This window comes from Agrobacterium tumefaciens (genome assembly GCF_009649785.1).
GTDB lineage: Bacteria > Pseudomonadota > Alphaproteobacteria > Rhizobiales > Rhizobiaceae > Agrobacterium > Agrobacterium tumefaciens.
This window is the reverse complement of the sequence record NZ_WJOK01000021.1, coordinates 39,118-51,583: the sequence shown is the minus strand read 5'-3', so window position 1 is coordinate 51,583 and position 12,466 is coordinate 39,118. Positions and strand designations below refer to the sequence as shown.

Here is a 12,466-nt window from a genome sequence, read left to right as displayed (position 1 = left end):
ATTAGACAAGTCTAATAAAATCACAGCATAGCATCCGTGGAAAACGGCCGCTCTTGTCTTTGTCTTCCGTTTGTATTATAGCGCCCGCACCCGTGTAGACACCCTTGGAGGCAACGCGGGCGAGATGGCTTTTAGCCTCTCCAGTTCAGCGCCCGCGGGCATGAACTCTCCATATAACCTCGAAAGGAATTGCCATGAGCAAAGAATCGTATGAGCTCAAGGCCGAGGCGCGCGAACGAGTTGGTAAGGGGTCCTCTCGTGAACTTCGCCGCAACGGTTTGATTCCCGCTGTCATCTATGGTGACAAGCAGGCCCCCATTTCCATCGCTCTGTCGACCAACGAAGTAACCAAGCGTATCCACGCTGGCGGCTTCATGACGACTGTGGCGGTAATCGACGTCGACGGCAAGAAGATCAAGGTCCTGCCGAAGGACTACCAGCTTGATCCGGTCCGCGACTTCACCATGCACGTCGACTTCCTGCGCGTTTCGGGCAACACGCTCGTCAACGTTGAAGTTCCGGTTCACTTCGAAAACGAAGAAAAGTCGGAAATCAAGATCGGCGGCGTTCTGAACATCGTTCGCCACACGGTGGAATTCCACTGCCCGGCCAACGACATTCCGGAATTCATCACGGTTGATCTCTCCGGTCTGAAGATCGGCGACAGCGTTCACATTTCGAATGTGAAGCTGCCGAAGAACATCTCGCCTGTAATCGCCGACCGTGACTTCACGATCGCAACGATCGTTGCTCCGGCTGGCGGCGTTGCTGAAGAAGAAGAAGAAGCCGGCGAAGCTTCTGAATAATAATCTGCGGCCATAAGGCCAGATAGATTTGAGCTAAAAGGCCCGTTCCGTTTTTCGGAACGGGCCTTTTAGTTTTTATGAACTTTAAAAGCAAAAACCTCTCGCCGCGTCCAGGATGCCGGTCCCGTTTCAGCGTGAATTAACAATTCCATGAAACGATGCCCATTGCGTTATCGTGAAAACACCGGACGGGTTGAAGAAATACAGTGAGGATACAAGGCCGTTGCCGAAAACCTCAAGGATGTCTCTCCGGACGGGGCGGAAACGGGGCGCAGTTATCTGGGGTAGAGGGTACTGCAATAGAACATGGCTCATTCCGTCGAAAGTCGCTTTATCGCGATTGTTTCCGGTGCACTTCTCACAGTGGTCGCCCCGCTTTTCACCCTTTTGCTGACCCTCTCCTATCACGAGGCTATCCGTAGCCAGCGCAATCACCTCGAGATCCTGCTGTCAACCAATGCGCAGGCGCTTGCCCGCCCGCTATGGGATCTCGACGACGACACCATAAATCAGATTACCGGCACCCTCGTTTCCGACCCCGTGATCCGCATGGTCGAGGTCAAGGATACCTCTGGCCAGCTGGACATCATCCAGACGGCCGGCAGCGACATCATTCAGGATGCAGCCTCCACGACCCGCGAAGTGACCTACAAAACCACAAACGGTGTCGTCACCGTCGGGCAACTGACAGTCTATTACGACGATATCGGTCTTCTGACCTCTCTCAGCCGCACCGAACTGGCCTTCATCACAATTTTCATTCTCGCCATTCTCACCACCGTTCTTGCGGCCATCGCCGGCAACCGCTTCATGGTCATCCGCCCGCTGATGCGGCTGGCGGCAGCGATAGAAGCGACACGCCGCGTCGGCTCGCGCCACCATGTCGACTGGCGCTCGAAGGACGAGATCGGCAGGCTGGCAAAAAGCTTCAACGAAATGCAGACCCAGCTTGAAAAGGAAGAGCTGGAAATCAAGCATGCCCATGAGCGGAAGACGGAAATCTACAATCGCACACCCGCCATGCTGTTCTCGCTTGACAGATACGACCGGATTGCCGCGGTCAGCGACTATTGGGTGCAGGCGACCGGTTATGATCGGGCCAGAATACTCGGCCTGAATTTCGCCGACCTCATCCACCCGGATGACCGGTCCCTTTTCCTGCAGCGCAAGGCGGCGCAACATTCGCCCGACGCCGCACATGCGGGTATCACGGTGCGTTTTCATTGCATGGATGGCAGCGTTATGGACGCCCTCATCCTTGAAAAAGCCCTTGATTCCGGCAACGCACATCAGGGCACATATCTCTGCGTCATGACTGACGTGACGGAGTTGCGCCAGTCGGAAAAGCGCAACCGCCAGCAGGCTATTTCCGACCATTTGACCGGTCTCTTCAATCGCCAGGGTTTCGAGGCCATTCTCGACGTGCAGATCCGTGACGCCGACAGGAACGGCAGCGAACTGGCATGCCTTTTCATAGACCTCGACCGGTTCAAGGCCATCAACGACAATCTCGGCCATGCGGCGGGCGATGCGGTTCTGCGGGAATTCACGCTGAAAATCGAACCACTGCTGACACCGCTGGACAGCGCGTCGCGTCTGGGCGGCGACGAATTCGCCATCCTGCTTGCTGGCGACAAGGTGGAGGAGCGCGCCCAGCTGTTCTGCGAGCGGATTTGCACCATGCTGGACACGCCCTTCGAGATCGAAGGCAACAGCATCCGTCTCAGCGCCAGCATCGGCATGGCGATCTACCCGCTGCATGCCGCAAGCGCATCCGAACTTTTGCAGAATGCCGACATGGCCATGTATACCCGCAAGAGAACGGGCAAGAACGGCTCGCAGATCTTCGACAGCTCGATCATGGACCGGGCGCGCGAACATGCGGAACTGGAAAGGGATATCGCGCAGGCGCTTTCCGACAATTGGTTCGAGGCTTATTTCCAGCCGATTCAAGATCTTGCAACGGGCCAGACGGCGGGTTTCGAGGCACTGTTGCGTCTCAACCATCCGGACAAGGGATTGCTTTCTCCCGCCACGATCATCAGCCTTGCGGAAGAAAACGGCACCATCCATCGCATCGGCAATGTCATCCTCGACCAGTCAATCGCCAATCTGGCCAGACTGTCGCACCTGCCCGGCATGGAGCAATCCTATGTGGCGGTGAATTTTTCGCCGCTGCAGTTCGAACCGGGATTGCCGACCCGTATCGCCGGCGTCCTTCACCGCTACGGCATTCTTCCTAAACGGCTGATTATCGAGATAACCGAGGCGGTCATCATGAAGGACGATCCGCAAATCCGGGCGATCCTCAATGCCATTCACCAGCTGGGCTGCCGCATCGCGCTGGACGATTTCGGCACCGGTTATTCGTCGCTAAGCTATCTCAGCCGTTTTCCGGTCGACATCGTCAAGATCGATCAGTCCTTCACGCGCTCGATCTGCGACGACACGGTGGAGATAAGGCAGCGCAGCCGCATGCTGGTCGAGGGTATCGCCGCAATCTCACACAAGATGAATTGCTCCGTCATCGCCGAAGGCGTCGAGACGGAAGAGCAGAAGGAGCTTCTGACAGTGATAGGCGCGGATTACGGACAGGGCTATTATTTCGCGCGACCGCAGCCCATCGAACGGCTGATCGCTGCATTGAATGCGGATAACGGCGCAGACCGCGCCGCGGCGCGACAGGCGTAAACGGGTGGGAGCAGCCATGGGATTGATCCGCTTTTGTCTGATCTTTCTTGCTCTTGCCGGCCCGGCCAGCGCAGCCAAGCTTTTCCTGACCACCGAGGTTTACCCACCTTATAATCTGCAAAACGACGACGGCAGCGTGGCGGGCGTTTATATCGACCAGCTCAAGATCGTACTTGAGGATACCGGCACCGATTACGAGGTTGCCGTCATGCCCTGGGCGCGGGCAATCGCATTGGCCACAACGAAGGCCATGCATTGCGTCTTTGCCACGGCGAGAACGCCCGAACGGGAAAAGCTTTTCAAATGGGTCTCACCGATCCATAGCGACCGCAACATCCTCGTGGCGCGCCAGAATGCGGATATCAACGTCTCCAGTCTGGAAGACGCGAGGAAATACCGGGTCGGCACCCAGCGTGGCGACTACACCGAGGTCCTTCTTGGCAACCTCGGTTTCGAGCATGTGGATGTCGGTGCTGATTTCCAGATCACGCTTCACAAGCTGAACGCAGGCCGCATCGACCTGATGCCCATGTCGGAAAGCACTTTCAAAAGCCAACCCCCAGGCAAATTCAGGGAAGTGATAACGCTGGCGCGGCAACAGCTGGGTCTTGCCTGCAACAAAAGCGTTCCAGACGAGGTCATTGCAAAATTGCAAGCGCGCCTGGACAGACTGATCGCCGATGGAACGCAACAGAGCATATTCGACCGCTACAAACTCGTCAGCCCTTGAGCGCCCGCTCGCGACATCAAAAAATCCATAAAAAGATTGACAGCCGGAACATTTCGGGGTGGTGACAACAGCATCGTCAGGCAAAAAAGCGGACATGCCCCATGAAGATCATCGCAGGCCTTGGTAACCCCGGCGCCCAATATGCGGGAAACCGTCACAACATCGGCTTCATGGCCGTGGATGCGCTGCAGCGCCTGCCTTCCTTCTCGCCCTGGGCGCGGAAATTCAAGGCGGAGATTTCCGAAGGCGAAATAGGCGGTGAGAAAGTTCTGCTGATGAAGCCCCTTACCTACATGAACCTGTCGGGAGAATCCGTCGGCGAGGCCATGCGTTTCTTCAAGCTTGCACCGGCAGACATTATCGTCATCCATGATGAACTCGATTTGCTTGCAGGCCGGGCGCGCATCAAGACCGGCGGCGGCCATGGCGGCCATAATGGTCTGAAATCGATCGACGCCCATTGCGGTAAGGAATACCGCCGCCTGCGTCTCGGCATCGGCCATCCCGGCGACAAGGAGCGGGTGCATGGCCACGTTCTCGGTGATTTCGCCAAGACCGACCGGGTCTGGCTCGATCCGCTGCTGGACGCCATTGCCGACAATGCCGCGATGCTGGTGAAATCAGAGGATTCGCAGCTGATGAACAAGCTGGCGCTTGCCACCGGCAGCAAGCCGGAAACGGAAAAACCGGCCAAGGCGGCCAAGCCCGCCGCGCAATCCCACATCCATCAGGCGCGCAACAACGCCCAACCGAAAAAACTGCCGGAAACCGGGCCGATGGCGGAGATGCTGAAGCGGATGTTCGGCAAGAAGGATTGAGCGCAGATGTCTTCAGAGACCATGAGCCTTCGCAAAGCTGGCCCGGACGATCTGCCGAAACTGCTCGAACTTTACCAGGCGCTGAACCCTTCGGACCCGCAACTGACGACGCAAGAGGCAAGCACGGTTTTCGCCGCCATGCTCGGCCAACCCGGCCTCACCGTGTTCTTTGCCATGGAAGACCAGGAACCCGTTGCAACCGCCACGCTTCTCGTCATCCCGAACCTGACGCGCGCTGCCCGTCCCTATGCCTTCATCGAAAATGTGGTGACGCTGGAAAGCCGTCGCGGCCGGGGATATGGCCGCGCAGTCGTGCGCCAAGCCATCGAGACCGCCTTTGCCGCAAATTGCTACAAGGTGATGCTGCTGACCGGCCGGCAGCGTCCTGAGGTGCATGCCTTCTACGAAAACTGCGGTTTCATTCAGAACAAGACGGGTTTTCAGATCCGGCGGGATTGAGCATAAAACCGTCACTCCTCCGGCTCGGTGGTGAACATCAGCGGAAACCCGGCCTCCTTGCCAAGATCGTTCGCCTCCTTGGCCTTGGTCTCGGCAATGTCGCGCTCGCAGACAACGACGACCGCGCTCCCGAAGCGATGCGCCGTCATCATCACCCGGTGGCCGGTGTCCTCGCCCATGTGGAAGACGACCTTCAATACCAGGGTGACGAAGTCGCGCGGCGTATAGTCGTCATTCAGCAGAATGACCTTGTAGAGCTTAGGCCGCTCCAGCTTCGGTTTGACTTTCGGTTTCGGTTTGAGATCAACAGGACTGTCACTCATCATTGTCGCCCGTGATTGTCACTCAATTGTAGCCCATGGGGAAAATCCCCGTTGATGACGAAAGATCGGTTGCTCGACCGGCGCATATTGCGCCGCAACCGCAGCATCGACAACCCCGGCCCCGCACTCGCGCAAAATTCCGCTCCATTCGCGGGGCTTTGCCCGCCCAAATCGGCCCCCGGGCTTGACCTTGCCCTGCCCTTTCCGCAAAAGGCTCCTCAACGAATTCTTTCAAACGGACAGGTTTCAAGCCATGGGCTTCAAATGCGGTATCGTCGGGCTGCCGAATGTCGGCAAGTCCACCCTCTTCAACGCGCTGACGAAAACGGCGGCCGCGCAGGCCGCCAACTATCCCTTCTGCACCATCGAGCCCAACACCGGCGAAGTTGCCGTGCCGGACCCCCGCATGCAGCAGCTCGCGGCCATTGCCGGATCGAAGGAAATCATTCCGACCCGCATTTCCTTCGTGGACATTGCCGGCCTGGTGCGCGGCGCATCGAAGGGTGAAGGTCTCGGCAACAAGTTCCTCGCTAATATCCGCGAAGTCGATGCCGTCGTGCATGTGCTTCGCTGCTTCGAGGACGACGACATCACCCATGTGGAAGGCCGCATCAATCCGGTTGGCGATGCCGACACGATCGAGACGGAATTGATGCTCGCCGACCTCGAAAGCCTGGAACGCCGTGTCGAGCAGACGCGCAAGCGCGCCACCAGCAAGGACAAGGAATCCTTGGCCCAACTGCCGGTGATGGAAGCCGTAATTGCTCTGCTAAACGACGGAAAACCGGCACGTCTGCTTTTGAAGACACTGGCGGACGAGGAAATCGAAATCCTCAAGGGCCTCAATCTCCTGACGTCGCACCCGGTGCTTTATGTCTGCAACGTCTCTGAAGCCGACGCATCCACCGGCAACGAGCACACCGCGGCTGTCGCGGAGATGGCAAAGCAACAGGGCGCCGAATGCGTGATCATCTCGGCGGCGATCGAGGCCGAAGTCGCGCAGCTTCCGGCCGATGAAGCCGAAGAATTCCTCTCGGCCCTCGGGCTCACCGAAGCCGGTCTCGACCGGTTGATCCGCGCCGGCTATCACCTGCTCGACCTCATCACCTATTTCACCGTCGGCCCCAAGGAAACGCGCGCCTGGACGATCGTGCGCGGCACCAAAGCGCCCGCTGCCGCCGGCGTCATCCATACCGATTTCGAACGCGGCTTCATCCGCGCCTTTACCATCGCCTATGACGACTACATCGCCTACAAGGGCGAAGTTGGTGCCAAGGAAGCCGGCAAGGGACGCGACGAAGGCAAGGAATATGTCGTCCAGGACGGTGACGTCATCCACTTCCGCTTTAATACCTGATCTGGTCTTGAGCGCGGCGGCGGTCACATCGCGTCTTTTGACTCGTTGACCGAAGTGACACACATCCGTGGCTTGTTTCTTCTCCCCGGCGGGGGAAGATAGCCCGGAGGATCGGATGAGGAGGCAAGGCTGGCGAATTACACGACCCTTGCCCCTCATTCCGCTATCGCGACCTTCTCCTCCTCTGGGAGAAGGCAGCATGCCGCACTGGCTCTCTCAATAGCATCTACGTACACCGCAAACGCACTCTCGATTTGACCTTTACGTAAAGGGAAAAATCATTTTAGATGCCGGTGACATCGACTAGGCAAGGGAGGAAGCCATGGCGCCGGTCGCGACATATGCCTATGAGGATTTTTCCGTTGGACGGGAATTTCCCCTGGGACCGCAATCGATTTCTGCAGCACAAATCATCGAATTCGCCAGCGAGTTCGACCCCCAGCCCATGCACCTGTCCGAAGAGGCTGGCCGCCAGAGCATTCTCGGCGGGCTGGCGGCATCCGGCTGGCACACCTGCGCCCTGCTGATGCGAATGATGGCGGAGAGCTATATCAGCGATTCGACATCGCAAGGCAGCCCCGGCATCGATTATGTCGACTGGAAAAAGCCGGTTCTGGCTGGCGATACGCTTTCGGGAAAATCCATTGTTCTGGAACAGCGCACCTCCAGCTCACGCCCCGGCATCGGCCTCGTGAAGTTTCGCCATGAGCTTTATAACCAGCGCGGCGTTCTGGTATCGCACGGCGAAAACACCGTGATGTTCCTGATGCGTGCGGACGGAGGCCTTGCGGCATGAGACTGGCAGAACTTTCCCCGATCGGCGAACGCGTCACCCTCGACACATTGCATTTTTCCGCCGAAGACATTGTCCGTTTCGCCCGCGATTTCGATCCGCAGCCCTTTCATCTCGATGCCGAAGCGGCGAAAAACAGCGTCTTCGGAGCGCTCTGCGCTTCCGGTTGGCACACCGGCGCTGGCTGGATGAAATGTTTCCTTTCCCATTGGGGCAAGGAAGTGAAGAGGCTGAAACAACTTGGCCTTGAACCGCCGAAACTCGGCCCCTCCCCCGGCTTTCGTGAACTCAAATGGAAAAAGCCGGTTTTCGCCGGAGACGACGTGACCTATTTCGTCACCTTGCTCGATGCCCGACCACTGGAATCAAGAGCCGGGGTTTGGCTGAACACCACCTTCAACGAGGGCGTGAACCAGTCCGGAGAAACCGTGATGACCTTCCAGAGCGGGGTTCTGGAGTTCGAATAGCGGCTGGCCGAGATAGCCCGCGCGCGATACCCTCGGAATCGGCGTCGCGGCGGGAAGGCAAGAATGAACGATATCCTACAGGGTTATGCTGAAGCGGCAACGCCGGACCTAATTGCCAGGTTCGATGGACTGGATTGCCGGGAAATCTACGCACCGGTCATCGATCTGTTGCCGGTCTCACCGGCCCGCGTGGCGGATATTGGCAGCGGCACCGGTCGCGATGCCGCCTGGTTTGCCGAATGCGGCCATGATGTTCTGGCGATAGAGCCGGTCAAGGAACTGCGTGAACCCGGAAAGAGATTGCACCTCTCGCACAAGATAACCTGGCTTGACGACTGTTTGCCCGATCTGATGAAAGCGCGCCGCCACGGCCCGTTCGATCTGGTTACGCTGTGCGGCGTCTGGCACCATATCGATGACGAGGCACGGCAGACCGCCATGGAAAGCCTCTCGGAGATGACGGCAGAAGGCGGATTGCTGATCATGTCCCTGCGTCACGGCCCCGCACCCAAAGGCCGCCGTGCTTTTCCCATTTCACCAGCGGAAACGACGGGCAATGCAGCCCGTCTGGGGTTCACGTTGATACGACAGGTAGAAGTTGCTTCCATTCAGGCGGGTAATCGCGCCATGGGCGTCCACTGGACATGGATCGCACTACGAAAGAACGGACAAAACACCGGCCTGTCGCAACATTCCTAGCCGGAAACCGGCCTCAATGGCCTGAAAACTCCACCAGTGTCCGCACTTCCACACCGAGGTCTTCCAGCTTCCTGCGGCCGCCGAGATCGGGCAGATCGATGACGAAGCAGGCCGAAACGATTTCCGCGCCCATCTGCCGCAAGAGTTTCACCGCACCTTCGGCGGTGCCGCCAGTCGCGATCAGGTCGTCGACCAGAATGACCTTTTCGCCCGGCTGCACGGCGTCCACATGCATTTCCATCTCGTCAACGCCGTATTCAAGGCTGTAGGCCACGCGCACGGTGGTGTGCGGCAACTTGCCTTTCTTGCGGATAGGCACGAAACCGGCGGAAAGCTGGTGCGCCACCGCTCCGCCCAGAATGAAGCCACGCGCTTCCATCCCCGCGATCTTGTCGATCTTCGTTCCCGCATAGGGCTGCACAAGCTCGTCCACGGCACGGCGGAAAGCGCGCGGATTGCCAAGCAGAGTCGTGATGTCCCTGAAGATGATGCCCGGCTTCGGATAGTCGGGAATGGAGCGGATGGCAGCGGAAAGCTCCGAAGCGATAACGGTCATGGTATTTCCAGTTAGATTGGGAAATGGATCAGAAGGTTCGGGCCACCCTATCAACTTGGTGGCTGCGGACCAACTAAAAAGGACCGCCGCTCATTCCTGCCCCGACATTCCCTCGATCCGCGCCCAGACTGGGCATACATCCGCGAAGGAATGCGACAGAGGCCGTAGCGCCTCGTCATTTCTGTCGTCAAAAGAGCCGGAAACGAGGTCGACAGTCGGTGCATCGTCGATGGCGCCAAGCGTGCTGCCGCAGACCGCGCAAAACGCACGGCTGGAATAATCTGAAGACCGGAAAACCATGGGCGCACCGCGCTCTCCCGTCCAGACCACTGCATCGCTCGCAAACTCCACCCAGGCAAGGCTGGAAGCGCCGGAGTGCCGCTGGCAGATATCGCAGGAGCAGCTGTGCGGATTGCCGGGTTCACCCGTGGCCTCGAAACGGACGGAACCGCACAGGCAGCCACCGCTCCGGACTTTCGCCATTTCTCATCCTCCTTCGACACATGAAAAGGCCCCCAGGGCAAGACCATGGGGGCCAATGATTGCAGGCATTTGAAGCCGCTCAATGTTCTTTGTTGGCGTAGACCGATTTCTTGGTGAGATAGATCAGCGCCGTGAAGATGAACAGGAACACCATGACCATGAAGCCGGTGCGCTTGCGCGCTTCCAGATGCGGTTCTGCGGCCCACATCAGGAAAGCGGACACGTCCTTGGAATATTGATCCACCGTCTGCGGCGCACCATCGTCATAGGTCACCTGATCGGCACTGATCGGCGGCGCCATCTTCAGCGCCACGGCGCTGGCGAAATACGGGTTGAAATGCGTGCCTTCCGACACTTCAACGCCGGCAGGCGCGTCCTGGTATCCGGTCAGCAGCGCATGGATGTAGTCCGGGCCGCCTTCCTGATAACCGCCGATGATCGGAATCATGTCGACGACGAACTGCGGAAAGCCACGCTCCACGCCGCGCGCCTTGGCAAGCAGCGACATGTCCGGTGGTGCAGCTCCGCCATTGGCAGCAGCAGCCGCTTCGTGGTTCGGGAATGGCGAGGGGAAATGGTCGGAAGGCACAGCCTTGCGATTATACATTTCGCCGTCGGCGTTCGGCCCGTCCTGCACTTCATATTCCGCAGCAAAGGCCTTCACCTGCTCTTCCGAATAACCGAGATCGCCCAGCGTGCGGAAGGAAACGAGGCTCATCGAATGGCAGGCAGAGCAGACTTCCTTGTAGACCTTCAGGCCGCGCTGCAGCTGGCCCTTGTCGTATTTGCCGAAAGGTCCGGCAAAAGACCAGCTCTGCTCCTCGGGCTTGATGACCGGGAAGTGACCGCCGGCGATCGCATGCTCGGTCTTGGTGGCGAGATCGTGGCTCTCCTCGGCCGCAAAAGCGGCGGCGGAACAGCCGATGGCAGCGATAAGCGCGATGCTCGTTACAAGCTTCTTCATTGTCGTCATCCTTCCTTCGCGCTCAGACTTGGGCGGCCGCTGGCGCGGCAGTCTTCTTGGCGGCGTTCTTTTCCAGAACGGCCTCGGTAATCGAATTCGGAATACGCCGCGGCGTTTCGACCAGACCGAGGATCGGCATGATGACGAGGAAGAAACCGAAGTAATAAAGCGTGCCGATCTGCGACATGATGACATAAAGGCCTTCCGCCGGACGCGAACCCAGCCAGCCAAGCAGGATGGCGTTGACCACGAACAGCCAGAAGAACAGCTTGTACCAGGGACGATATACCGCGGAGCGAACCTTCGAGGTATCGAGCCAGGGCAGGAAGAACAGCACGATGATTGCGCCGAACATGACGAGAACGCCACCGAGCTTGGAATCGATCGGCCCGATATTGAAAGTGATGGCGCGCAGCATCGCGTAGAACGGCAGATAATACCATTCGGGCACGATATGCGCCGGTGTCTTCAACGGATCCGCCATGATGTAGTTATCAGGGTGTCCGAGGAAGTTCGGCATGTAGAAGACGAACCACGCATAAGCGATGAGGAACACCGAAACGCCGAGTGCATCCTTCAACGTCGCATAGGGCGTGAAGGGTACCGTATCGGTCTTGCTCTTCACTTCCACACCGGTCGGATTGGTCTGGCCGGTCACATGCAGCGCCCAGATATGCAGGATGACGACACCCGCGATCATGAAGGGCAGCAGGTAGTGGAGCGCGAAGAAGCGGTTGAGCGTCGGATTGTCCACCGCAAAGCCGCCGAGCAGGAACTGCTGAATCCACTCACCTATGCCCGGGAAAGCCGAGAAGAAGCCGGTGATGACCGTGGCGCCCCAGAAGGACATCTGGCCCCACGGCAGCACGTAGCCCATGAAGCCCGTCGCCATCATCAGGAGGTAGATCACGCAGCCGAGAATCCAGAGGATTTCGCGTGGCGCCTTATAGGAGCCGTAATAAAGTCCACGGGCGATGTGCAGGTAAACCGCGATGAAGAAGAACGATGCACCGTTGGCGTGCATGTAGCGCAACAGCCAGCCGTGGTTGACGTCGCGCATGATCTTTTCGACGGAATTGAAGGCAACCGTCGTTTCAGCGGCGTAATGCATGGCAAGCACGACGCCAGTGAGGATCTGCACGATCAGCATGACAGCCAGCATCGCGCCGAATGTGTAGGCGTAGTTCAGATTACGCGGGACAGGATAGGCAACGAAGCTGTCATAGATCATGCGCGGCAAGGGAAGCCGCGAATCGATCCACCTCTCGATGCCGGTGGACGGCTGATAACTGGAATGACCACTCATAAATATCTGTCCCC

Annotated in this window: 14 protein-coding genes; 9 read left to right on the top strand and 5 right to left on the bottom strand. The window is 58.3% G+C overall.

Going from position 1 to position 12,466, the window contains the following annotated elements; translation table 11 throughout:
• Positions 1 to 194 precede the first annotated feature (194 nt).
• The 5 genes from GH784_RS20405 (at position 195) to GH784_RS20385 (ending at position 5,504) form a co-directional block, all read left to right on the top strand.
• Positions 195 to 806, top strand: a complete 612-nt coding sequence (locus tag GH784_RS20405; RefSeq protein WP_013636594.1) for a 50S ribosomal protein L25/general stress protein Ctc — start codon at positions 195 to 197, stop codon at positions 804 to 806.
• Between the two features lie 306 nt (positions 807 to 1,112).
• Positions 1,113 to 3,497, top strand: coding sequence for a bifunctional diguanylate cyclase/phosphodiesterase (locus GH784_RS20400; RefSeq protein ID WP_003513486.1), 2,385 nt, complete (start codon positions 1,113 to 1,115; stop codon positions 3,495 to 3,497).
• Positions 3,498 to 3,513: 16 nt separating this feature from the next.
• Positions 3,514 to 4,227 (top strand): substrate-binding periplasmic protein, encoded by a 714-nt coding sequence (locus GH784_RS20395; RefSeq protein ID WP_065702311.1) that lies wholly within the window; start codon positions 3,514 to 3,516, stop codon positions 4,225 to 4,227.
• Positions 4,228 to 4,328: 101 nt separating this feature from the next.
• On the top strand, positions 4,329 to 5,045 hold the full coding sequence (gene pth, locus GH784_RS20390; RefSeq protein WP_003513491.1) for an aminoacyl-tRNA hydrolase: 717 nt from the start codon (positions 4,329 to 4,331) through the stop codon (positions 5,043 to 5,045).
• A 6-nt stretch (positions 5,046 to 5,051) separates the two neighbouring features.
• Positions 5,052 to 5,504, top strand: coding sequence for a GNAT family N-acetyltransferase (locus GH784_RS20385; RefSeq protein ID WP_065702310.1), 453 nt, complete (start codon positions 5,052 to 5,054; stop codon positions 5,502 to 5,504).
• Positions 5,505 to 5,515: 11 nt separating this feature from the next.
• Here the strand turns inward: GH784_RS20385 and clpS are convergent, their stop codons facing one another.
• Positions 5,516 to 5,827: an ATP-dependent Clp protease adapter ClpS gene (clpS, locus tag GH784_RS20380; protein ID WP_003513495.1), complete on the bottom strand. Its 312-nt coding sequence runs from the start codon at positions 5,825 to 5,827 to the stop codon at positions 5,516 to 5,518.
• Between the two features lie 253 nt (positions 5,828 to 6,080).
• Here clpS and ychF point away from each other — a divergent pair, with 253 nt between their 5' ends.
• The 4 genes from ychF to GH784_RS20360 all read left to right on the top strand — a co-directional run bounded on the left by ychF (position 6,081) and on the right by GH784_RS20360 (position 9,143).
• Positions 6,081 to 7,184 (top strand): redox-regulated ATPase YchF, encoded by a 1,104-nt coding sequence (ychF, locus tag GH784_RS20375; RefSeq protein ID WP_003513497.1) that lies wholly within the window; start codon positions 6,081 to 6,083, stop codon positions 7,182 to 7,184.
• Between the two features lie 322 nt (positions 7,185 to 7,506).
• Positions 7,507 to 7,980: a MaoC family dehydratase gene (locus GH784_RS20370; RefSeq protein WP_003513500.1), complete on the top strand. Its 474-nt coding sequence runs from the start codon at positions 7,507 to 7,509 to the stop codon at positions 7,978 to 7,980.
• Entirely contained in the window at positions 7,977 to 8,444 is a 468-nt protein-coding gene (locus tag GH784_RS20365; RefSeq protein WP_003513502.1) for a MaoC family dehydratase, read from the top strand. Before GH784_RS20370 ends, GH784_RS20365 begins: the two co-directional genes overlap by 4 nt.
• A gap of 63 nt (positions 8,445 to 8,507) precedes the next feature.
• Positions 8,508 to 9,143, top strand: a complete 636-nt coding sequence (locus GH784_RS20360) for a class I SAM-dependent methyltransferase (protein WP_065702309.1) — start codon at positions 8,508 to 8,510, stop codon at positions 9,141 to 9,143.
• A gap of 13 nt (positions 9,144 to 9,156) precedes the next feature.
• On the opposite strand, the gene GH784_RS20355 is transcribed toward GH784_RS20360, so the two are convergent.
• The 4 genes from GH784_RS20355 to GH784_RS20340 all read right to left on the bottom strand — a co-directional run bounded on the left by GH784_RS20355 (position 9,157) and on the right by GH784_RS20340 (position 12,452).
• Positions 9,157 to 9,699, bottom strand: a complete 543-nt coding sequence (locus GH784_RS20355) for an adenine phosphoribosyltransferase (protein ID WP_019565208.1) — start codon at positions 9,697 to 9,699, stop codon at positions 9,157 to 9,159.
• 90 nt (positions 9,700 to 9,789) lie between these two features.
• Complete coding sequence (locus tag GH784_RS20350) at positions 9,790 to 10,182, bottom strand: GFA family protein (protein WP_065702308.1); 393 nt, start codon at positions 10,180 to 10,182, stop codon at positions 9,790 to 9,792.
• A 79-nt stretch (positions 10,183 to 10,261) separates the two neighbouring features.
• Positions 10,262 to 11,146, bottom strand: a complete 885-nt coding sequence (locus GH784_RS20345) for a cytochrome c1 (RefSeq protein ID WP_153793698.1) — start codon at positions 11,144 to 11,146, stop codon at positions 10,262 to 10,264.
• 22 nt (positions 11,147 to 11,168) lie between these two features.
• Positions 11,169 to 12,452, bottom strand: a complete 1,284-nt coding sequence (locus GH784_RS20340; RefSeq protein WP_019565206.1) for a cytochrome b — start codon at positions 12,450 to 12,452, stop codon at positions 11,169 to 11,171.
• Between the last annotated feature and the right edge of the window lie 14 nt (positions 12,453 to 12,466).

Bases quoted from the DNA above. Each gene is read 5' to 3' on its own strand.
- GH784_RS20405 (WP_013636594.1), top strand. From the start codon at position 195: ATGAGCAAAGAATCGTATGAGCTCAAGGCCGAGGCGCGCGAACGAGTT.
- GH784_RS20400 (WP_003513486.1), top strand. From the start codon at position 1,113: ATGGCTCATTCCGTCGAAAGTCGCTTTATCGCGATTGTTTCCGGTGCA.
- GH784_RS20395 (WP_065702311.1), top strand. From the start codon at position 3,514: ATGGGATTGATCCGCTTTTGTCTGATCTTTCTTGCTCTTGCCGGCCCG.
- pth (WP_003513491.1), top strand. From the start codon at position 4,329: ATGAAGATCATCGCAGGCCTTGGTAACCCCGGCGCCCAATATGCGGGA.
- GH784_RS20385 (WP_065702310.1), top strand. From the start codon at position 5,052: ATGTCTTCAGAGACCATGAGCCTTCGCAAAGCTGGCCCGGACGATCTG.
- clpS (WP_003513495.1), bottom strand. From the start codon at position 5,827: ATGAGTGACAGTCCTGTTGATCTCAAACCGAAACCGAAAGTCAAACCG.
- ychF (WP_003513497.1), top strand. From the start codon at position 6,081: ATGGGCTTCAAATGCGGTATCGTCGGGCTGCCGAATGTCGGCAAGTCC.
- GH784_RS20370 (WP_003513500.1), top strand. From the start codon at position 7,507: ATGGCGCCGGTCGCGACATATGCCTATGAGGATTTTTCCGTTGGACGG.
- GH784_RS20365 (WP_003513502.1), top strand. From the start codon at position 7,977: ATGAGACTGGCAGAACTTTCCCCGATCGGCGAACGCGTCACCCTCGAC.
- GH784_RS20360 (WP_065702309.1), top strand. From the start codon at position 8,508: ATGAACGATATCCTACAGGGTTATGCTGAAGCGGCAACGCCGGACCTA.
- GH784_RS20355 (WP_019565208.1), bottom strand. From the start codon at position 9,699: ATGACCGTTATCGCTTCGGAGCTTTCCGCTGCCATCCGCTCCATTCCC.
- GH784_RS20350 (WP_065702308.1), bottom strand. From the start codon at position 10,182: ATGGCGAAAGTCCGGAGCGGTGGCTGCCTGTGCGGTTCCGTCCGTTTC.
- GH784_RS20345 (WP_153793698.1), bottom strand. From the start codon at position 11,146: ATGAAGAAGCTTGTAACGAGCATCGCGCTTATCGCTGCCATCGGCTGT.
- GH784_RS20340 (WP_019565206.1), bottom strand. From the start codon at position 12,452: ATGAGTGGTCATTCCAGTTATCAGCCGTCCACCGGCATCGAGAGGTGG.